Origin of the sequence: Streptomyces sp. NPDC056479, assembly GCF_042795335.1 — a bacterium.
Classification (GTDB): domain Bacteria; phylum Actinomycetota; class Actinomycetes; order Streptomycetales; family Streptomycetaceae; genus Streptomyces.
On the sequence record NZ_JBHTRZ010000002.1, the window covers coordinates 164,500 to 184,635 of the forward strand.

Below are 20,136 nucleotides of genomic sequence, written 5' to 3' on the forward strand. Positions count from 1 at the left end.
GAGCGGTGTGCGAGCGCCCAAGCGGGCGCCCTCAACCTTGGGCACCTGCCAGCAGACAGTGCGGGCGCGGAACTTCAGCATGGGCGCTCAGCCACGTTCATGACGAGCCGCAACGTGTCTGGGACACAAGGAGATTCGATGCCCGGCAGAACCCACCGCACGCTCCGGGGCCTCATGGTCACCGGGCTTCTCACCGGCCTGACGGCCGTCGCCGCCCCCGCCTTCCCCGCCGCCCCCGCGGTCGCCTCAACGCCGAGCGCCACCGCGCAGTCGACCGGTTCCCTTCCTTTCGCCGGTACGGACTTCGGAAAGGCCGGCCCGTACGAGGTGAGCGTCGACATAGGAGTCGTACACACCTTCTACTACCCCAAGAACATGGGCCAGTCGGGCGAACGGCACCCCGTGGTCATCTGGGGGAACGGAACCGGCGCCGTGCCCGGCGTCTACAGCGGCCTGCTGCGCCACCTCGCCAGCCACGGGTTCATCGTGGCCGCAGCCAACACCCCGACGTCCAACTTCGCGATCAGCATGCGTGCCGGAATCGACGTGCTGGAACGGCGCAACGCCGACAGCCGCAGCGTCTTCCACCAGAAAGTCGACCTCGAGCACATCGGATCCGCCGGGCACTCCCAGGGCGGTGCGGCGGCACTCAACGCGGCCATCGATCCGCGGGTGGACACGGCCGTCCCCATTCAGCCCGGACCGATCGCCGACGCCGACAACATGGACGAGCCCGTCTTCTATCTTGCAGGAGAAGACGACCTGATCGTCTGGCCGATCCTGGTCAAGGCGTTCTACAACGACTCCGACCACGTGCCGGCCGTCTACGGCGAGGTCCGCGGCGCCGGGCACCTCAGTTCCATCGGCGACGGGGGTGCGTTCCGGGCCCCTGTGACGGCTTGGCTCCGCTACTGGCTGATGGGCGACGAGAGGGCCCGCGGGCTGTTCTTCGGTCCGGGTTGTGGCTACTGCCTTGACTCGGCGCTGTGGTCGGACTGGAAGCGCAATGCCAGAGCGCAGCAGATTCCGGGGTCCGTGATCTGAGCTGCGGGCTCGGGCCTGCGGGGTCACCGTGACGGCCCCGCATGGACCTCACTCAGGGAGTCCCCAGAACGATCCGTGCAGGCCGACCTCAGCGAAGTAGGCAGTGGCGGAGGCGGGGTCGCGGCGGGTGTAGCCCGGGTTCAGACGTCCGGTGTACCAGTCGCCGGCGAAGCGCCACAGGGTGCCCAGGTCCATGACGTAGCCGCGCTCCTGGCCCGTCCGCCGCAGCCAGCTGTCGACGCAGTCGGGGGAGCAGAACAGGCGCTGGTTGCCGCAGGTGCGGACGACATCGTCCCAGGCCTGGGCCATGGGGACGAGGAAATGGGCCACCTCGTCGCCAGGCGGCGGCGCGTCTCGGCCAACCACCCAGGCGTGCGGGGTGCCGCAGGCCGGACAGCGGGTGGCGACGAGGACGTCGGGTTCGTCCCGGAGCAGGTGGGGCAGGGCGAACGAGTCCCAGGCGCAGCCGCCCCACCACAGCGTGTGCGCGCCCATGACGGAGAAGCCGAGCGGCACGGACGCGAAGGGGTGTGCCATCACGACCTGGTCGTTGTTCTGCGGGCTCAGGACCACATCATGGCTCTCGTGAAGGGCTTGCAGTTCCTGACGCACCTGGTCGGGGGTGAGTCCGGTGAGTGAGGCGAGCTCCGGCACGCTCGGAGCACGGCCGGTGGTGGCGAATCCGTTGTACACGGCCAGGCGGACCCTCTCCGTCCCCTGAAGGCTCGCAGGTTCTGCTGAGACGTTCCCGCTCATTGCTGGGATTCCTTCGCTGGTTGTGGCGATGGATCCAGGGTGCGCCCCGAAGCACTATGCGTATCCGATGCCCGCCCACGACACCTACTACTTCGGCGTCACCGACGCCGGCGCCCAGTCGTTCGTGGGGCTCAGAAGTAGGTGGCCGCGGTCACGCACAGGCCGCCGAGGGCGACCGCCCAGACATAGGGCAGCGTGCGCATCATGACCTGTTGCGGAGTGACGCCCGCGTACTGGGCGCTCCACACGGTCGGGTGCTGGTGGGGTCGGCGACGCCGAAGACCTGGTTGTACGAGGTGGTCATGCCGAGGACGGCGGCCACCTCCCGGCCCAGCGGGTCAAGACTTGGGACAGAAGTGCCGCGGAACACCGCGACATCGGTCAGGTCGGCATCGGCGGCACGGAGACGGGGTGGTTCATGTCGGTTCGGCGGTGGCGGCGAGAAGGGCGGTGTCGTCGTCGACCCGGTCGGGGGTGTTCAGCAGCTCCAGGGCCCGTTCGGTGATCTGCTGGGGGTCGGTGCGGGCGGCGGCGGGCAGTGTGCCGCAGGTCCGGCGCAGGGCCTCCAGGCAGCCGTCCAGGGACAGCGACCGGTTTTCCACCAGACCGTCGGTGTACAGCAGCAGGCTGGTGCCGGGCGGGAACGCCACCTCGCGGTCGACCGGGGTGCTGCCCAGTCCCAGCGGCGGCGCCGGGGCCAGCTCCAGATAGGCGGTGTCGGCGGCTATCAGCAGGGGCGGCAGGTGCCCGCTGGCTGCGTAGCGCAGGCGGTGGCGGTGTGGGTCGTAGACCGCGTACAGGCAGGTGGCGAAGCGTTCGGTGCCGAGGGACTGCAGGTAGGCGTCCAGCCTGGCCAGCACCTGGGCCGGGCCGGCGCCCTCCATCGCGAGGCTGTGCAGGGCGGAGCGGAGTTGGCCCATCACTGTGGCGGCTTCCACGTCGTGGCCCATGACGTCGCCGATGGCCAGCCCCACGGCACCGTCGGGCAGTGCGAGCACGTCGTACCAGTCGCCGCCGACGTCGGCGCCTCGGTTGCTGGCCCGGTAGTGGGTGGCCAGGCGCACCCCCGGCACCTCGGGCAGGCCGTGGGGCAGCAGGGCGCCCTGCAGGGTCAGGGCGAGGCGGCGCTCGTTGTGGAACCGGGTCGCGTTGTCGTAGGCCAGGGCCAGGCGATGGGCGAGGTTCTCCAGATACTTGTGCTCGACCGCGGAGTAGCCGGTGTGCCGGACCAGTACCAGGGCCCCCAGTGTCTGGTCGTGGGCGTGCAGCGGCAGGGCCAGTACGGCATCGCGCGGGTGCGGGCCGGCTGGGACGGCGAGGGCGGAGCCGTTGATCGCGCGGGTGGCGGCGGTGGCCAGTACCTCACGGGCGAGAAGGGGGCTGCCGGCGATGTAAGCCGGGGGAGACTGCTCCGAGGCGGGTCTTGTTGCGGTGAGGTGGATGCTGATCTGGTCGGCGAAATCGGGCAGCAATACCTGTCCGGCAGTCTGCAGTATCTGGTCCGGGTCGAGAGTGGCGGACAGCCGAAGTCCCGCGTCGGCCAGGGAGCCCAGCACGGCCAGCTGGTCGCGGGTCTCGGTCAGGACCTGTTCGCGCAGCCGGGACAGCTCCAACCCGGTGCGGACGCGCGTCAGCAGCTGACGCGCGGAGAAGGGTTTGGCCAGGTAGTCGTCGGCGCCGGCCTGCCGGCCCAGCACGGATTCCTCCTCGCCGGCGCGGGCGGTGAGCAGGACGATGGGCAGGCGGGCGGTGCGCGGGTCGGCGCGCAGCGCCCGGACCAGCTCGAATCCGTCCATGCGGGGCATCATCACGTCGCTGAGCACCAGCTCCACCGGCTGGGCCAGGGCCATCTCCAGAGCGGCCCGGCCGTCGGCGGCGAGCAGCACGTCGTAGTCGGGCTGCAGGAGCTGGATGAGGTAGGCGCGCATGTCGGCGTTGTCGTCGACGACCAGCAGGCGGGGGCGGTGGGGGCGGTCGGTTTCGTGCGGACCCGGGCTTTGAGGGGCGTCGTGGGTCGTGGGGGCGTGCGGGGTGCGTGCCGCGGGGGTGGCCGTGGCGGGGGCGGGGACGGGGACGGGATCCGTCGCCAGCCAGCCCAGCGCCTCGTCCACATAGGCCGCGGCGCGGCCGGAGCGGCCATCTCCGCCTTCCCCGGGGGTTTCCCCGGATGATCCGGCGCCGGTCGCGGGCGGGTCGGGGCCGGACCGGTGGGCGGCGGCGAAGGGGAGGTCCACGGTGACGTCGGTGCCCTGGCCGAGCCGGCTGTCCACTCCGACTGCGCCACCGTGCGCTTCCACCAGGTCCTTCACCAGCACCAGGCCGAGGCCGCTGCCCTCGTGGGAGCGGGAGCGTGCGCCGCGGACCCGGTGGAAGCGCTCGAACAGGCGCGGCAGCTCGTCCGCGGGGATGCCGGTGCCGGTGTCGGTCACGGTCATTCGGGCCCGTTCGCCGACCGCGGCCACCTGCACGCGGGCGCCACCGGCGAAGGTGAACTTCAGGGCGTTGCTGAGCAGGTTGAGGACGATCTTCTCCCACATCTCCCGGTCCAGGGACACCGGCTTGGGCAGCGGCGGGCAGTCCACCTCCAGCGTCAGCCCGGCGGCCTCGAAGGCGGAGCGGAACACCCCGGCCAGCTCGGCTGTGGCACCGGCGAGGTCGACCGGCTCAAGGACGGGACGTATCTGCCCGGCATCGGCCCTTGCGACCTCCAGGAGGGTGTTGACCTGCTTCAGCAGGCGCAGGGCGCCGCGCTCGGCCAGCTCCAGCCGCTCGCGCCGCTCGGGCCGGTCCTCGTCGGCCAAGGTCTGCTGGAGCGGGCCCAGCAGCAGGGTGAGCGGGGTGCGCAGTTCATGGCTGACGTTGGCGAAGAAGGTGGTCTTGGCCCGGTCCAGCTCGGCCAGCGCCTCCGCCCGCCGACGCTGCTCGTCATGGGCGAGCGCGGCCGTCAGCGCTCCGGCCACGGCGGCGGCGAGCACCTCCAAGAAGTCCCGGTAGGTCCCGGCCGGCGGGAAACAGGGGTTGACGCCCACCACCAGGACGCCTCCCACCTGGCCCGCACAGTCCAGCGGCAGGGCCAGCGCCTGCTCGACCGGGAGCCGGGAGGCCGCGGCGTGCTGCCCGGCCGTGTTGCCGCCGGTGAGCGCGACGGCCGGCAGTGTGGCAGGGGCACCGTCGGCGACCACCTGCGCCAGCCGGGCCGCGACCTCCGTCCCGTCCGTCACACTCGGTGAGACGGCCTCGGGCGCCGGCTGGAGCCCGGCGGAGGCCGCCGGGCGCAGCATCCCCGGCTCGGAGGCCAGGTACAGGCTCAGAAACGGGATCTCCTCGGGATAGGAGCCCAGCACCTCCGCTACGACGCGGGCGACCTCGCCCGGGGTGAGCAGCCCGGCGGTGCGGGCGCCGGTCTCGCTCAGCAGGCGCAGCCGGCGCTCTCCCAGTACCCGGCCGGTGGTCTCGGTGATGATCTGCAGCACGCCGGCGGCGGTGCCGTCGTCCAGCAGCACGGGCTGGAAGGACGACTCGAAGTAGCACTGTTCCGGAAACCCGTGGCGCTCCATGATGAGCGGCTCATCGGAGATCAGCAGGGACTTGCGGGTGTCGATCACATAGTGAAAGTGGGAGCTCACGGGGTGGTCCCAGACCTCGGGGAACACATCCTTGTACGGCTTGCCGAGCGCCCAGGGGTGCTTGGCGCCGACGATGGGTGAGGAGCCCAGGTTGTACAGCGTGGCGAATTCGGCGCCCCAGTACAGAGCCATCCCGTGCTCCGAGGTGAGCATGAGCCGCAGGGTTTCCACCAGGGGCCCCGACCAGGACTCGGGGGGCCCGAGCGGCGTCGCCGCCCACTCGATCCCGGCCAGAAGCTCGCCGAACGCGCCGGCCTCGGCGAACATCCGGGCCGCCGCGGTGCGAGGGTCATCGGGCCGGGTCATCGAGAAATCTTCCTCCTGGCGCCTATCTGCTCCGCCCGCGCCCTCCAAGGCTGCCGACGGCCACTCGCTGCGAACCTTCCGGGCAGATCGGACGCCGGATCCGAAGGTATTGGCTACCTGCCTGCCAGAATTGAAAGGTTAAAATATTCTAAACGCCGATTTACTCAGAAGCGTAAGCGTTCAGCCGAACACACCGACGGCGGCGATCATCAACTCGCAGCTGTTCCGGATCGGCCACTTGGTGGCGGTCGCGGCTACCGGAAAGCGCACTCGTCAAGCGCGGAAACGCGTCAAGCCCGCCACCGCAAGCCAGTACTCCAGCCGTAGTTCGTGATCTTCATTCCTGAGTGGCTTGGGATCGGTCCTGGTGGCGGCGTCGCCAGTTCGACCAACCGAGCCGGTGGGCTGTGTCGTGGACGGGTCGGACGACGAGGGTGATGAACAGGCGCTGGATCTCGTTGCAGGTGAGCGGAATGAGGGCATCGGGTGCGGGGCGGGTGTGCTCGTCTGCGGGTACGACGGCGAGGAAAGCGTGCGCGAAAATGGCGAGGGTGACCCAGCGGGACCAGGAGGTATAGCGGCGGATCTGGTGCTCGTCGAGTGCGGCCAGGCCCTTGCCCGACTGGAAGAACTCCTCCACCCGCCATCTTGATCCGGCGACTCTGACCAGCACGGTCAGCGGCACGGACGCGGGCGAGTAGCAGCGGTAGCAGGCGAGTTCGCCGGTGCTGCGGTTACGGCGGATCAGTAGCTGACGACTTCCGGGGCGGGGGTCGAGGAGGTCGATGACTGCCCAGTTGTAGACGCGGTGGCCCTTGGCCCCGGCCCCTGCGGAGAGCTTCCGCCAGGCCCGCTTGGGTACCTTCTTGGCCAAGATGTCCGCACGGAACTTCCCCGCACCGGTGGTGACTTCGTGCGAGCAGGCCACCGCGAGGACGGAGCCGGTGCCGCGTTCCTCCAGGGCGGTTCGCAGCTTCAGGTTGCCGCCGTAGACCTCGTCGCCGGCAACCCATGCGGCCTGGTGGCCGGCGTCCAGGAACCGGGCGACCATACGAGTGGCCAGCTCCGGCTTGGTGGCGAAGGTGGTTTCCTCGGCAAGGCCCGCGGCGCGGCAACGGTCGGGGTCGGAGGTCCAGGAGCGCGGAACGTAGAGTTCCCGGACCACTGCGGCATGGCCGCGCTTGCATGCGTAAACCAGGTAGACGGCGACTTGGGAGATCTCGATCCGGCCGGCAGTACCGGTGTATTGGCGCTGGACGCCTACCGTGCCAGTGCCCTTCTTCACATCGCCGGTCTCGTCGACGACCAGCACCGCCCGGTCGTCGTGCAGGTGCCCACGTACGCACACACGTCGTCGCAGACCTGATCGGCATCCCACTTGGCCCTGCCCAACAGGTGCTGCATGCCGTCCGGAGTGGTCTCGCCAGCCCACTCGGCGATGGTCCAGCAGTTCTTGCGCGACAGGTCGGCCAATAGACCGAGCACCAACCGCGCCGTCCTGCGCCGGGGTTCGACCCGGGCGAAGCGCCCCGCGATCCGGCCCATCAGGCCCTCGAACGCGTCCCGCCAACGGGCGGGTTCTATGCTGCGACCTGCGGCCACTGTCTCTTCGTCAGTCCACACAACTCACGATGATCAACGGTGGCCGCACCCGTCTCCACAACGCGTCAGGGTCGCGCAGTTCCGCCTGCCGTCCTGAGTCAGGAGGACATGTGCAACGTGGCGAAGTCTGGTGGGTGGAGTTCGACGAGCGGCGGCTGGTCGTACTGCTGGCGGCAGACGACGCGTCCAGGATCCGGGCGATGCAGGTCGTCACTCCTGCGGGCGTCGACATCAGCGGTCTGGGCGTCGAAGTGCAAGTAGGTGCCATGGAAGGACTGCCCTTTGAAGGCGTGCTGCGGTTCGCGTTCCCGCGCCCGGGCTTTACCCCCTGCACGTGGCTGACCACCGTGTCCCGGGACGACCTGATCGAGCGGGCGGGCGTCCTGTCCTCCGCGAAGCTCAGCGAGATTGAGGACGCCCTCCGTCTCGGCGAACAGGCGAAGGAACGGACCCCGGCGACAACCGCGAAGCTCAGCGAGATAAGGGACGCCCTCCGTCTCGGCGAACTCGGGTAGGCGGAGAGGCGCCCTCACCATCGAGATCACGATCTACGGCTGGAGTACTAGGCGGGGATCTCCTTCCTCAGCTCGCGAAGGGAGGAGACCGCGCGCTTCATCGGCCAGGTCAACGACACGATCTGCCTCTCCAGGGTCGGCACGATCCCGGCCCATTCGTGCGCCGGACGGACCAGCTTGCACGGACGTGCCGCGATAGCGCGACAGGGGAGAGTCCACCCGCCCGCTCCGGCCCGGCCCGGTGCCGTCGCCCCCGGCAATGCAACTGTCAGTCGGTGTAGACCTCGGCTCGGTCCACGCTCACGAAGGCTGCCTGGGAGGAGGAGTTGCGTTCCCCGGTGACGCGGATCTGCAGGGTGTGCGCGCCGTACGGCAGGCGTGGACTGAGGTACTGGAGCGTCTCACCGGTGCGGATCGCTCCGTGAAAATCGACGCGTTGTTCGGCGCCCCCGTCAATGCGGATGGCCGCGATGCCGTTCCCCGTGTCCTTCACGGACAGCAACGCGATCCTGGTGCCGGTGAAACTGAATGTCGCGGTGTTGCCGGCCCGGTCACTCCAGTGATCGTCGCTCCAGAAACACTGTGCCGCGCAGCCCGTGCCCGAATTCCAGGCACCCTGGAACGTCACCGTGCCGCTGCCGCTGGAACGGCCGTCATCGTTGATCCAGTAGTTGCCCGATCCGGGGTCACCGGAGGGCAGGTCCTGTGTGGCGCCCAGTGCGAGCGGGATGCCGAGATCCGGGCTGCCGTCTGCACGCCACCCGATCTTCTGGGCACGGGTCGTGCGGTTGGTGTAGGTGAAGTCCGACGTGGTCTTGGCGTGGTAGATGATCCAGTCCTCCTTACCGTCGGGGGAACGGAAGAAGGCGTGATGGCCGGGACCGAACACGCCCCTGGCGTCATGGCGCGAGAAGACCGGCCCGCTGTGCTGCGTCCAGTTGCCGGGCACCAGAGGATCGACGCCATCGGGCAGGGACATCATCCACACCTGATAGTCGGGCTTGCCGGTGTCGCACGCCGAGTACGTCATCCAGGTACGGCCGTTGCGGTTCAGGAACTCGGGTCCCTCACGGACCTCGGGGCATCCTCCGGCGCCGTCAAGGGCGATGGCGTTGCCGGAGACGGTGTAGGGGTTCGACATGGGCGCGATGTTCAGGCCGTTGTGCTGATAGGCGTTGATGCCGCTGTAGGCGAGGTAGAGCTTGCCGTTGTGCTGGAGGATCCCGGGGTCGATGGCGAAGTCGCCGGTGTGGTTGGGCGGGGTGAGCCTCGCCTTGAAGTGGTACGGCCCCGCCGGGTCGTCGGCCTGCGATTCAAGGACGAACAGCCGGTGGTGTTCGTCCACTCCGTCATCTGCCGTGTAGTACATGTACCAGCGGTTGTTGAAGCGGTAGAACTCGGCTGCCCAGATGTGCTGGCTGCGCGAGGCGTCGGTGTCTCGCCACACCGTGATCGGGTCGGCCGCGAGCAGGGTGCTCAGTGAGGAGGAGCGCCACATCTTGATGCTGTCGCCCTGCGTGGTGGTGAGGTGGTAGGCCCCGTTCGCGTAGGTCATGAACGGGTCCGGTCCTGTGTTGAGTGGGTTGCGGAAGGTTCCCGCGGCGGCGGCTACCGGTGCCGCGTCCGACGTGCGGTCAGTGGCGGTGACAGTGGCCGTGGCAGTGGCCTGCGGTACCCAGATCAGGCTGACGAGCAGGGCGAACAGGCCGGTCACCAAGGTGGTGACGGAACGAGCGCGCATCGGCGACTCCCCACATCTCTCGAAGTGCCTTGGACAGCGGACAGCGCTACATGAGCGGGCGGTTGTCTATGGCACCACAGTCATTACATCGATGTAAACACCTGCACTGAGATAGGTGACGATCCGTCAGCCGAGCTACCACACCTATGACTTGCGCGGAATCTGCGATGTCGAACCCCGTCCCGGCCCGAGTCGGTCTCCCCAACTCCTGCCACCAGGCTGCTCCTTGACCCCAAACTCGGGCTGATCCGGAGGACACCGCGTGACCGGGATTCCCGCCGCCTCGACCGAGGCGCGCAAGCGAATCAAGACCGACCAGCCGCACACGGCCCGAATCTGGAACTACTGGCTGGGCGGCAAGGACAACTACGTTGTCGACCAGGTTGCCGGAGCCCAGATCCGCACGTTGCATCCGGGCATCGGCGACTACGCCCTCGCCGATCGGCAGTTTCTCGGGCGCGCCGTGCGGTACCTGGCCGGCGAGCGCGGGATACGGCAGTTCCTCGACATCGGCACCGGCCTTCCGACGGCCGACAACACACACGCAGTCCCATCGTGCTGGCCCACGCCCAAGCCCTGCTGACCAGCACGAGCGAGGGCCGCACCGACTATCTAGACGAGGATCTGCGCAACGTCGACACCATCCTGGAGCATGCCGGGCGAACCCTGGACTTCAGTGAGCCCGTAGCACTGATGCTGCTCGGCGTCGTCATTTCATCGAGCACGACGATGAGGTGTCGAGGTCCTACGTCGCCTGATGGACCGACTGCCTGCCGGGAGTCACCTCGTCCTCTGGCATACGATCACGCGGCCGGAGATGCCGGACGTCGAAGCCGCGGTGGCGTTCTGGAACGAGCACGGCACACCGAAGCTGACTCAGCGCACGCTGGCCGCCATCGCCGGGTTCTTCAACGGGCTCGAGCTCCTCGACCCGGGCGTCGTGTCCTGCAACCGCTGGCGACCGGATGGCGACCGGATGGCGACGAGACCGATCTGCCCGCCGAGGTAGCCATGTTCGGTGGCGTGGGGCTCAAGGTCTGACCGTCTTCGGCCGGGGAGGGCGGCCCCCGCAAGAGGGCTGCCAAAGCGTTACCGGCCGGCGCGAGACAGGCACCCCGCGCGAGCCGATGAAACAGTGCTTCACGCATCGCAGGGCCATGGCACCCGGCGGGCGAACGGGCAGACACCGTCCCGCATGAGCCGACCGTCCTGTGCACGACCAGTTCACCGGATCGGACTTTGAACCGACTGATGACAAAGTATGGACGCGCTCGGCAAAAGTCCCCTACGGTATCGGCGCAACCGCACGAGTACCACCTCTGCGCTCCCCGCGCAGTGGTATCTCGACCGGAGTGCAATCCGGCGGCCTCCGGTCCGTTCTGGAGGACCGATGCATCCACGGTTGTTCCGCCGCGCCCGAAGACGGCTCACCCCCCTGCTTCTAGGAACGTTCTTCATCGGGGGCGTGTGGACAGCACCCCCGTCCGCCGCCGCCCCCGATGACATCCCGCCCCAGGAACCGGGAGTGACCCTGCGGGTGTTCGACACCCAGGTCCCGCTCAGCAAGCTGTGCACGCTCAAGCCGGGGCAGACCCCCAACCAAGACAAGCTGATGCCGACGGTGGACTGGTCCACGACCGGCGACTTCGGCGGCTTCGCCGACAACTTCTCGGCCGAAGTGTCCGGCTACCTCGTCATTCCCGACGACGGGTCCTACACCTTCCGCCTGACCAGCGACGACGGCTCGCGGCTGACCATCGACGACCGGACGGTCATCGACCACGACGGACTGCACGCCGCCGAGCCGAAGGACGGCTCCGTCCAACTCACCCCCGGATCCCACCCGTTCCGGATCGACTACTTCGAGCGGGGCGGCGAGCAGCGCCTCGCGCTGGCGTGGAAGCCTCCGGCCGCGGATGGCTTCACCACCGTGCCGAGCGAGGCACTGAGCACCGACGCCGGAGTGGTGCGGGTCACCGCCCCGGGACGCAAGGAGTGCGAGTCGGGAGCGGACAGCCCGGGCGACGGCCTGCCGCTGACCGACGTACGCCCCGACCTCACCCTCACCGACCTCCGCCCCGACGGCTTCGAGCCTCAGGTCACCGGCATGGACTGGCTGCCCGACGGACGCCTGGCCATCACCACCTGGGGCGGCTCACAGACCACCACGGGCGAGGCGTACCTCCTCGACAACGTCACCGGCGCCACGAGCCGCGACAAGGTGACCGTGAAGAAGGTGGCGAGCGGGCTGCGCGAGCCCATGGGCATCAAGTACGTCGACGGCTCGCTGTATGTGTCGCAGAAACACGAGCTGACCCAACTGGTCGACAGCGACCGGGACTTCGTCACCGACGAGTACCGCACCGTCGCCACATGGCCCTACGGCGGCAACTTCCACGAGTTCGCCTTCGGGCTGCTCTACCGCGACGGCTACTTCTACGTGAACCTGTCCGTCGCCATCAACTACGGCGGCGCGACCACGACTCCCCAGCCGGCACCCGGCCGCGGTACCACGTACAAGATCAGTAAGAAGTCAGGGAAGATCCAGCCGATCGCGGGCGGTCTGCGCACCCCCAACGGCATCGGCTGGGGCCCCGGTGGCGACATCTTCACCACCGACAACCAAGGCGGCTGGCTGCCCGCGTCCAAGCTCGTCCACATCAAGCAGGACCGCTTCTTCAACCACTACACCGAGCCCTCGGGCCCCTTCGACGACCGGCCGGTGACCGAACCGGTGCTGTGGCTGCCGCAGAACGAGATCGCCAACTCCCCCAGCACACCGCTGTACTTGACCAAGGGCCGGTTCGCCGGGCAGATGCTCGTCGGTGACGTCACCTACGGCGGGCTCCAGCGTGCCTATCTGGAGAAGGTGAAGGGCCAGTACCAGGGCGCCGTGTTCCGCTACACGCAAGGACTCGAGGCCGGCGTCAACCGCATCACCATGGGCCCCGACGGCGCCGTCTACGCGGGCGGGCTCGGCGCCGACGGCAACTGGGGCCAGGAAGGAAAGCTGAAGTTCGGCCTCCAGAAGCTGACACCCAACGGCGGCAACACCTTCGACATCAAGGAGATGCGTGCCGTCCCCGGTGGCTTCGACCTGGAATACACGCAGCCGCTGTCCGAGGCCACCGTGGAGAAGCTGGCCTCCAGCTACCAGGCCGAACAGTGGCGCTACTCCCCCACATCGGACTACGGCGGTCCGAAGATCGCCGAGGAGCGGTTGAACGTCCGCTCGGCGACTCTCGCCGACGACGGGCGCACGGTCTCGCTACGCCTAGACGGGCTCAAGACGGGCCGCGTCGTGCACGTCCGTTCACCACGCCCCTTCGCGTCCGCGTCGGGTGAGGCGCTGTGGAGCACGGAGGCCTGGTACACGCTCAACGCCCTGCCGGGCCAGCAGCCGCCGCCCGCGACGCTGTACGAGGCCGAGGAGGCGCGGCTGACCGGGACGGCCGGGATCAACACCGACCACACCGGCTACTCGGGCAGCGGCTTCGTCGATCGCTACGGCACCGAGGGCAAGGCCGCCACCACCTTCGACGTGACCGTCGCGAAGGCCGGCGACTACGACGTGAGCCTGCGCTACTCCAACGGGCCCAACCCCTTCCAGGGCACCAAGTCCCTCTCCCTGTACGCCAACGGGAAGAAGCTGAGACAGACCAAGCTCGCCTCGACGGGCAACTGGGACACCTGGTCGACACAGACCGAACGGGTCACCCTCCGCGAAGGCCGGAACACCATCGCCTACCGCTTCGACTCCGGCGACTCAGGCCACGTCAATCTGGACCTGATCACCGTCCACCCGCACGGCACCCGGGTCGCCCTGTTCGACGGCACCGCGGCCTCCCGCGGTCAGTGGCAGCACACGGACGGACGGTCCGTGGAATGGCCACTGACCGACGAGCAGTCGATGGAGGTGTGCTGCGGCGACATCCGCACCAAGGACGCCTACCAGGACTTCAAGCTGCACGTGGAGTTCCGCGTCCCGCTCCTGCCGGACGACGTGACCGGTCAGGACCGCGGCAACAGCGGCGTCTACTTCCAGGACCGATACGAGCTTCAGATCCTCGACTCCTTCGGTGACACGACGCTCGACACGAACGAAGCCGGCGCGATCTATCTGAAGAAGGCTCCGGACGTCAACGCGGCCACAGCACCGGAGACCTGGCAGACGTACGACATCACCTTCCGAGCGTCCCGCTTCGACGCGGACGGCACCAAGACGGCCGACGCGCGGGTCACCGTCGTCTGGAACGGCAAGAAGATCCACGACGACATCGCCATCGACGGCCCGACCGGCGGCGGCCAACCGGAGGGACCGTCGGCCGGGGCCATCCGCCTCCAGGACCACGGCAACAAGGTGCGCTACCGCAACATCTGGGTGGAGCCGCTGAACTGAAAAGACCAGAACCGCGAGGAACGGGGGCGCGCCTACGCAGACTGTGGGCGCGCCTTCACCTCGAAATCCACGAGCCATCCACCCGGAGTCCGACCAGGATGTGCCCGTGAACCATGTCCTACGCGGACTCGCCGCCAACCCGTCACTGCCATCCGAACGGATCGAACGGCTCATCACCATCGCTGACACCGACCTCAGCAGCGAACCCGCCGCACGCACGGACCTCACTCCTGCGCAACTGACCACGCTGGCCGCCCGCAGCGAGGAGATCGCCGTCCACCTGGCGTACGAGGGCCGGCTGGTCGCCAAGTCCGTAGGCACCCCACCCGGGTCTCTCCGAGACGCGCCTGCGCGCCATGGTCGCCCGCCATGCAGTCCAGGTGGTCGCCGAAGTGGCGGCCAACCCGGACACCTCCCCCACCCTGCCGGAGGAACTGACCAGGCACCGGCGACCGGTGCGGAAGGTCTTCCGCGAAGTCGCCCGGCACCCCCACGCCTCAGCCCCCGCACTGCTGGCCTGCCTGACCGACCGGAAAGCCCGTCCCTTGGCTGCCGCGCACCCGAATCTGCCCCCAGCCGTCATCACCGAACTCCTCACCGACCACGACCCGGCCACCGCACCCCATAACCGACTACGGCGTCCGGGCCCGACAAGGACCCCGGCCGCCGCCTGGTTCCCGGAGGAGAATGAGCAGCATGGCCAAGGTGGAGGGCATCGATGTCCGCGGAATGCAGCACTGCGAGACGACGGCGCTGGGCGTGCTGCTACGGCATGAGGGACTCGACCTGTCCGAGCCCATGCTGTTCGGGCTCGGCTCGGGGCTGTCCTTCATCTACTGGGACAGCAAAGGCATGGGCTTTCCCTTCCTGGGCGGCCGGGTCAAACCGTTCGAGCTCACCAGGAACCTGTCCGCCGCACTCGGACTTGAACTGCTGGTCGAGGAGACCGCATCCCCGCGCAAGGCATGGCAGAACGCGGCGGCCCCCATCGACGCCGGTCGACCGGTCGGCCTTCAACTCGACAGCTACCACCTGGACTACTTCAACACCAAGGTGCACTTCGGCGGGCACGTCGTGGCCATGTACGGCTACGACGAACAGGACGCCTACCTGGTGGACACCGAACCGCAGGGCGGAGCCGTCTCGACCAGCCTCGCCGGCCTGGCCAGGGCCAGAGCCGAGCGCGGCCCCATGACGGCCAGGCACCGCACCTTCACCATCACGGTGCCCGGCAACGTGACGTCACCGCAGGACCGGATCATCCCCGCGATCAAGACCTGCGCCGACGCCTTCCTGAACCCACCCATCGCGAACCTGGGCCACCGGGGCATCGAGAAGACCGCCAGGCAAGTGCCGAAGTGGCTGCAGCGCAGCGAGAATCCGCGCGAGGACCTGTCACGGACCGCCGACCTCATGGAGAGGGCCGGCACCGGCGGCGCCCTGTTCCGCAATCTCTACCGGGACTTCCTCGCCGAGTGTGCCCAGCAGATCGACAACAGCCACCTGCGCACCGGCCACCGCCTGTATGCCGAGGCCGCCACCCTCTGGACACAGGTGGCCGCACTCGTCGCGACAGCAGGCGAATCCGGCCACGCGCCGCACCTCATGGAGGCCGGCACCATCCTTCACGGACTCTCGCGCATCGAACGCGATGCGATGCAGGCACTCAGCATGCTCTAGAGGCCCTGCCGGCACATCCGCAAGACGGGCTGGACCAGGTGATGCCTTGGTCCGGCCCGTCTGTTCGCCGCTAGAGGTCGAGCTGGTGCTGGTTTGTGGTGTGCGTGGGTGTGTAGCCGAGGCTGTCGTTGATTCGTCTCATGTGCGTGTTGCTCTCGGCGGTGTCGGTCAGGAGGCCACCGAGGTCCGGATAGTGCCCGCGGGCCTGTCGGATCGATTCGGCCTTCATCCATCGGCCCAGGTCGTGTCCTCGGTGTTCGGGCAGCACGCCGGTGCCGTAGTGCTGGGCATCGCCTGTGCCGTCGCCCGGGACGACGAGTTCGGTGAATCCGGCGATAGAGCCGGTGAAGGTGTCGATGGCGACGACGGTGTGGAGCCGGTCACCGCGCTGTTCGACAGTCTTGGCCGCGGCTCGGACCCGGTCCACGTCCCAGGTCACGGTGCCGTAGTCGGTGTCGTCCATAGGCATGTCGTCCATGGCGCGGCGTGAGGCGGCGAACGTGTGGGCGAGCCCGTCGGGGACGGTTCCCTGCCAGTGCGCCAGCCTGTAGCCAGGATGCGGTCGCTCGACGATCTCGGCGAGGGCGCTGGTGTCCACGCCTGACAGGGCCAAGCGGGAGTACCTCAAAGTGAGGACCTTCCGGAAGCCGCGCGCCGCCAGGAAGCAGTCGCCCGGCGATCCGGCCTCGGTCTGCGCTATGACGCAGCGTCGGGCGTTGTCGTGAGCCGCGGCCACGGCAGCGTCGAGGAGCCGGGACCCGACGCGCTTGCGTCGCTCCGCGGGATGCACCTGGAGGGTCAGTTCGGCCAGGTGCTGCTGTCCGGGATCGGTGAACAGACGCAGAAAGGCCGTCCCGACCGGGATGGAAGCGGCATCGGACGCCAGCCAGACAAGAGACCGGCTGTGCGGCCCGTGATCGGGGTCGGTCAGTGGGGTGATGCGAAGCGACAAGGTGTCTCCGTCGTGAGGAGGTGGCAAGGGTGAATATGCGGGCTCAACTGCTGGGCACTCCTGCGCATGTGCTCCACACCTCCTCGTCGACAACGCCGGTCCGGAACATCACGGATGGCTGGGAGAATCTAGTTCGGCCATCGTTCCTCGGCAACGGGTTTAACGAGGGGCCGTTGTTCAAGACGGCGCCCCGCACCGGAAGCCGAACGACCCACCCGTCAGGTCATCAGGCGCCCCGTCGGACGTTCCCTAGCTCCCCGCCACGCTCCGCCAGAAGTCCCGCATCAGCGGCGTCGGTTTCGGGTTCGTCATCCCCACCTGGGTCAGCAGGATCGCGATCGTTCCCGTCGACGGGACGACGTGTGCCGTGGTACCCGTGCCGCCGACCCAGCCGAAGCGGCCGGGAACGTTCCACGGGTCGGCCGCGGTGACGTCGACCTGGCCGCCGTAGCCCCAGCCCTGGCCCTCCAGGAAGAGGGTGACGTCGGCGCGCTGCCCGGCCGTGAGGTGGTTGGAGGTCATGCGGCTGACCGTGGTGGGGGTGAGGAGGCGGTGGCCGTTGCCCTCGCCGCCGTTCAGCAGCATGCGGGCGAAGGCCAGCCAGTCGTCGGCCGTGGACGCGAGACCGCCGCCGCCCGAATGGAAGCGCGGGACCCGGCTCCACAGCCCGTCGGGTGCGTCCGCCAGTTCCGGAGTGCCGTCCGGGGCCGGGGTGTAGTACGAGGCGAAGCGGTGCCGCTTCGACTCAGGTACCTCGAAGGCCGTGTCCTGCATGCCCAGTGGCTCGAAGATCCGTTCCGCGAGGAAGTCGGGGAGCGTGCGGCCCGAGGCCCGCGCGACCAGGATGCCCTGAAGGTCGGACGAGGTGCCGTACAGCCAGGCGTCTCCCGGCTGGTGGAGCATCGGCACCTGCGCGAGGAGGCCCAGCCAGGTGTCCGCGTCAGGCCAGTCCTGAAGGGCGCGGCCGTCCTTCTGCACGGTGAACAGGGATTGCACGGCCGGGAGTGAGAAGTCGGAAGGAAAGCCCCAGCCGGTGCGGGAGCTGAGCAGGTCCTCGACCGTGATCGGACGGACCGCGGGGACGACGTCCTCGACCGGGGCGTCAGGAGTGCGCACCACGCTCGGCTTCGCCAGCTCCGGCAGCCACTCCTCAACCGGCGCGTCCAGAGCGAGCCGCCCCTCCTCCACCAGCATCAGAACCGCAGCCGCCGTGATCGGCTTGGTGATGGACGCGATACGGAATAGCGAGTCCCTCGCCATGGGCGCGGTGCCGTCGACGTCCACCGAGCCGACGGTCACCACCTCCACATCGTCGCCGCGGGCCACGAGGCCCACGGCGCCCGGCACCGTCCCGTCGTCGACGTACCGGTGCAGGGTGTCGTGCAGGGCGTTCATCGGGCGGCCTTCCGGTCGAGGTGGTCGTAGCCTGTACGACCGTCCGGGCGCCGGAAACTCATCGGCCCACCCAGCGGTGATAGGCGTCCATGTCGACGTTGCTGCCGCACACGATGGTGACCACGTGCCTGCCGGCGAAGCGGTCAGGATCTTCGAGGACCGCCGCGATCCCGAGTGCGGCCGACGGTTCGACGATTAGGCCTGCGTGGTCGAGGAGCATCCGCATGCCGGCGATGATCGACGCCTCCTGAACCAGGACGGCGTCGTCGGCGACCACTAGGAGGTCGTCCAGGACGGCCGGGATGGGACATCTGCCGGCGACGCCGTCCGCGATGGTATCGGTCGAGTCGGTCGTGACGACGCGCCGCTTGTGCCACGAGTGTGTCATCGCCGGTGCGCCTCGCGGCTGGACACAGATCACCTCGACCTCGGGCGCCAACGCCTTCATCACATGCCCCACACCGGTGGCGAGCGCCCCGCCGCCGAGAGCAATCACCACGGTGTCGAAGGACGGCACCGTGTCCGCCAGCTCCAGACCGATGGTCGCCGCGCCCTCGCAGGTCTCTATGTCCAGGCTGTCTTCGACCAGCCGAATGCCGTCGTGGCGAGCGATGACCGCCGCCCGCTCGCGCGCCATCTCATGGTCGCCGTCCACCAGTTCCAGCGTCGCGTCCATGGCTCGGATCCGATCAAGCTTGGCCGCGGTGGCGAAGCGGGATGCCACGACGGTGACGTCGAGGGATCGACCACGGCCGGACCAGGCGAGGGCCTGGCCGAGGTTGCCCGCACTGGCGCACACCACGGCCCGCCGTCCATGCTCGGCCAGCAGGCTCGCGACCACCTCGGTGCCGCGGGCCTTGAAGCTGCGGACCGGGTTCGCCGTTTCGAGCTTGATGCTCACCGTGCACCCGAGGCCGGGCTCCAGCGCCTCGCAGCGGTACAGCGGAGTGTCGAGAAAGGCCGGGTCGATCACCCGGCGGGCGGCCCGGATCCGGGCGGTGTTCAGGCGCGTCTCCCGCACGGCACACCAGCGTAGCGCCGGCGGCACTCGCCAATGGTCACCTCCGGTCGGCTGCCGTGATCCAGTACACATTGCTTGCAGCGATGACTTCGGTGGTCTTCGCCGGTCGAATGATCGACAACACACCAACAGCCAGGAATCGAGGACACCGATGGCCGCCGAAGTGAAGGGTCCCGCCGCCTACTTCCCCTCCATCGAGAAGAAGTACGGCCGCCCGATCGCCGAGTGGAAGGAACTCATCCGCACTTCCCCGCTCACCAAGCACATGGAGCTCGTCAACTGGCTCAAGTCCGAGCACGCCCTCGGCCACGGCCACGCCAACGCCCTCGTGGCACACACCCTCGCCGAGGACGCCGGCAAGTAGTCAGGCGGGAGCGCCGATACACCGCCGCCGTCGGGCCGTCAGGATTGCCCTACGGCGGCCGTGCGGTTGCCGTTGCATTGCGGGCACCCCGACTAGATGAGCCTGGTGTGCTCTCCGGTCTCCCAGGTCTCTTTACAAGGGTGGCCCTGCTCCGGGGTCAACTCGCCTTGAGAGTCAAGGCTGTTGTGCCGGTGGTGCGCTCGTGTGCAGCGCGGGCCGTTTCCAGCAGGCGCCGCCAGGAGGTGACGGTCGGCCGCCGCCGCAGCAGGGCCCGCCGTTCCCGCTCGGTCATGCCTCCCCACACGCCGTACTCAATGCGCTCGTCCAAGGCGTGGGCGAGACACTCGGTTCGTACGCGGCAGCCGCCGCAGAATGCCTTGGCCCGGTTTTGTGCTGCCCCTTCGACGAACAGGTCGTCAGGGTCGGCAGTCCGGCACAGTCCACGTTCACTCCAGTCGGTGCCCGCCATCTGTGATGCCGTCCTCTCCCCTGGATTGGAGATGCCGGTTGCCACCATGCTGTAGGCAACCGGCATATGACACTACGTCGTTCAGCGGCTGTTGCCGACCCTGCCGTACGTTGTCACACCTTCGGGTGAGCGGTGCTTGCCTGGTGCGGACGGTAGCGCTATAGCTGCATCCGCTTGCCGGCGATGACTGCTCCGAGGACCCGGCTACGAGGCAGACTCGACAGGCGAGGGCCTCGACCTGGCCCGGGCGGGGCGAAGGCTGCGAT

The 20,136-nt window shown here is 68.6% G+C and carries 12 protein-coding genes and 3 pseudogenes; 6 read left to right on the forward strand and 9 right to left on the reverse strand.

Annotation, left to right across the window (positions count from 1 at the left end):
- Positions 1–138 precede the first annotated feature (138 nt).
- Positions 139–1,044: an alpha/beta hydrolase family protein gene (locus ACFQ6S_RS07100; RefSeq protein WP_383404637.1), complete on the forward strand. Its 906-nt coding sequence runs from the start codon at positions 139–141 to the stop codon at positions 1,042–1,044.
- Positions 1,045–1,092: 48 nt separating this feature from the next.
- Here ACFQ6S_RS07100 and merB read toward each other — a convergent pair whose 3' ends face one another.
- From merB to ACFQ6S_RS07120, 4 genes and pseudogenes are all read right to left on the reverse strand, one after another.
- On the reverse strand, positions 1,093–1,800 hold the full coding sequence (gene merB / locus ACFQ6S_RS07105) for an organomercurial lyase (protein ID WP_383404639.1): 708 nt from the start codon (positions 1,798–1,800) through the stop codon (positions 1,093–1,095).
- A gap of 131 nt (positions 1,801–1,931) precedes the next feature.
- A pseudogene (locus tag ACFQ6S_RS07110) lies at positions 1,932–2,116 on the reverse strand (transporter); the annotation flags it as partial.
- A 100-nt stretch (positions 2,117–2,216) separates the two neighbouring features.
- Complete coding sequence (locus tag ACFQ6S_RS07115) at positions 2,217–5,732, reverse strand: SpoIIE family protein phosphatase (RefSeq protein ID WP_383404641.1); 3,516 nt, start codon at positions 5,730–5,732, stop codon at positions 2,217–2,219.
- Positions 5,733–6,069: 337 nt separating this feature from the next.
- Positions 6,070–7,277: pseudogene (locus ACFQ6S_RS07120) on the reverse strand (IS701 family transposase).
- Positions 7,278–7,444: 167 nt separating this feature from the next.
- On the opposite strand from ACFQ6S_RS07120, the gene ACFQ6S_RS07125 reads away from it, so the two are divergent.
- On the forward strand, positions 7,445–7,849 hold the full coding sequence (locus tag ACFQ6S_RS07125) for a type II toxin-antitoxin system PemK/MazF family toxin (RefSeq protein ID WP_383404643.1): 405 nt from the start codon (positions 7,445–7,447) through the stop codon (positions 7,847–7,849).
- A 268-nt stretch (positions 7,850–8,117) separates the two neighbouring features.
- Here ACFQ6S_RS07125 and ACFQ6S_RS07130 read toward each other — a convergent pair whose 3' ends face one another.
- Entirely contained in the window at positions 8,118–9,590 is a 1,473-nt protein-coding gene (locus ACFQ6S_RS07130; RefSeq protein ID WP_383404645.1) for a glycoside hydrolase family 43 protein, read from the reverse strand.
- Between the two features lie 262 nt (positions 9,591–9,852).
- On the opposite strand from ACFQ6S_RS07130, the pseudogene ACFQ6S_RS07135 reads away from it, so the two are divergent.
- The 3 genes and pseudogenes from ACFQ6S_RS07135 to ACFQ6S_RS07145 all read left to right on the forward strand — a co-directional run bounded on the left by ACFQ6S_RS07135 (position 9,853) and on the right by ACFQ6S_RS07145 (position 15,669).
- A pseudogene (locus ACFQ6S_RS07135) lies at positions 9,853–10,631 on the forward strand (SAM-dependent methyltransferase).
- 349 nt (positions 10,632–10,980) lie between these two features.
- Positions 10,981–13,989: a family 16 glycoside hydrolase gene (locus ACFQ6S_RS07140; protein WP_383404647.1), complete on the forward strand. Its 3,009-nt coding sequence runs from the start codon at positions 10,981–10,983 to the stop codon at positions 13,987–13,989.
- Positions 13,990–14,685: 696 nt separating this feature from the next.
- Positions 14,686–15,669: a BtrH N-terminal domain-containing protein gene (locus tag ACFQ6S_RS07145; RefSeq protein ID WP_383404649.1), complete on the forward strand. Its 984-nt coding sequence runs from the start codon at positions 14,686–14,688 to the stop codon at positions 15,667–15,669.
- Positions 15,670–15,739: 70 nt separating this feature from the next.
- On the opposite strand, the gene ACFQ6S_RS07150 is transcribed toward ACFQ6S_RS07145, so the two are convergent.
- From ACFQ6S_RS07150 to ACFQ6S_RS07160, 3 genes are all read right to left on the reverse strand, one after another.
- Positions 15,740–16,621 carry a GNAT family N-acetyltransferase gene (locus ACFQ6S_RS07150; protein WP_383404651.1) on the reverse strand — a complete coding sequence of 294 codons (882 nt, stop codon included), beginning with the start codon at positions 16,619–16,621 and terminating at the stop codon, positions 15,740–15,742.
- 249 nt (positions 16,622–16,870) lie between these two features.
- Positions 16,871–18,016, reverse strand: coding sequence for a serine hydrolase domain-containing protein (locus tag ACFQ6S_RS07155; protein WP_383404653.1), 1,146 nt, complete (start codon positions 18,014–18,016; stop codon positions 16,871–16,873).
- A gap of 58 nt (positions 18,017–18,074) precedes the next feature.
- Entirely contained in the window at positions 18,075–19,037 is a 963-nt protein-coding gene (locus ACFQ6S_RS07160; RefSeq protein WP_383404655.1) for a threonine/serine dehydratase, read from the reverse strand.
- Between the two features lie 151 nt (positions 19,038–19,188).
- Between ACFQ6S_RS07160 and ACFQ6S_RS07165 the strand changes: the two genes are divergently transcribed.
- Positions 19,189–19,401, forward strand: coding sequence for a DUF4287 domain-containing protein (locus tag ACFQ6S_RS07165; RefSeq protein WP_383404656.1), 213 nt, complete (start codon positions 19,189–19,191; stop codon positions 19,399–19,401).
- Between the two features lie 157 nt (positions 19,402–19,558).
- Here ACFQ6S_RS07165 and ACFQ6S_RS07170 read toward each other — a convergent pair whose 3' ends face one another.
- Positions 19,559–19,870 (reverse strand): WhiB family transcriptional regulator, encoded by a 312-nt coding sequence (locus ACFQ6S_RS07170; RefSeq protein WP_383404658.1) that lies wholly within the window; start codon positions 19,868–19,870, stop codon positions 19,559–19,561.
- Between the last annotated feature and the right edge of the window lie 266 nt (positions 19,871–20,136).

Excerpts from the sequence above, each read along its gene's own strand:
- ACFQ6S_RS07155 (WP_383404653.1), bottom strand. The coding sequence starts at position 18,016 with ATGAACGCCCTGCACGACACCCTGCACCGGTACGTCGACGACGGGACG.
- ACFQ6S_RS07130 (WP_383404645.1), bottom strand. The coding sequence starts at position 9,590 with ATGCGCGCTCGTTCCGTCACCACCTTGGTGACCGGCCTGTTCGCCCTG.
- ACFQ6S_RS07165 (WP_383404656.1), top strand. The coding sequence starts at position 19,189 with ATGGCCGCCGAAGTGAAGGGTCCCGCCGCCTACTTCCCCTCCATCGAG.
- ACFQ6S_RS07145 (WP_383404649.1), top strand. The coding sequence starts at position 14,686 with ATGGCCAAGGTGGAGGGCATCGATGTCCGCGGAATGCAGCACTGCGAG.
- ACFQ6S_RS07115 (WP_383404641.1), bottom strand. The coding sequence starts at position 5,732 with ATGACCCGGCCCGATGACCCTCGCACCGCGGCGGCCCGGATGTTCGCC.
- ACFQ6S_RS07140 (WP_383404647.1), top strand. The coding sequence starts at position 10,981 with ATGCATCCACGGTTGTTCCGCCGCGCCCGAAGACGGCTCACCCCCCTG.
- ACFQ6S_RS07100 (WP_383404637.1), top strand. The coding sequence starts at position 139 with ATGCCCGGCAGAACCCACCGCACGCTCCGGGGCCTCATGGTCACCGGG.
- merB (WP_383404639.1), bottom strand. The coding sequence starts at position 1,800 with ATGAGCGGGAACGTCTCAGCAGAACCTGCGAGCCTTCAGGGGACGGAG.
- ACFQ6S_RS07170 (WP_383404658.1), bottom strand. The coding sequence starts at position 19,870 with ATGGCGGGCACCGACTGGAGTGAACGTGGACTGTGCCGGACTGCCGAC.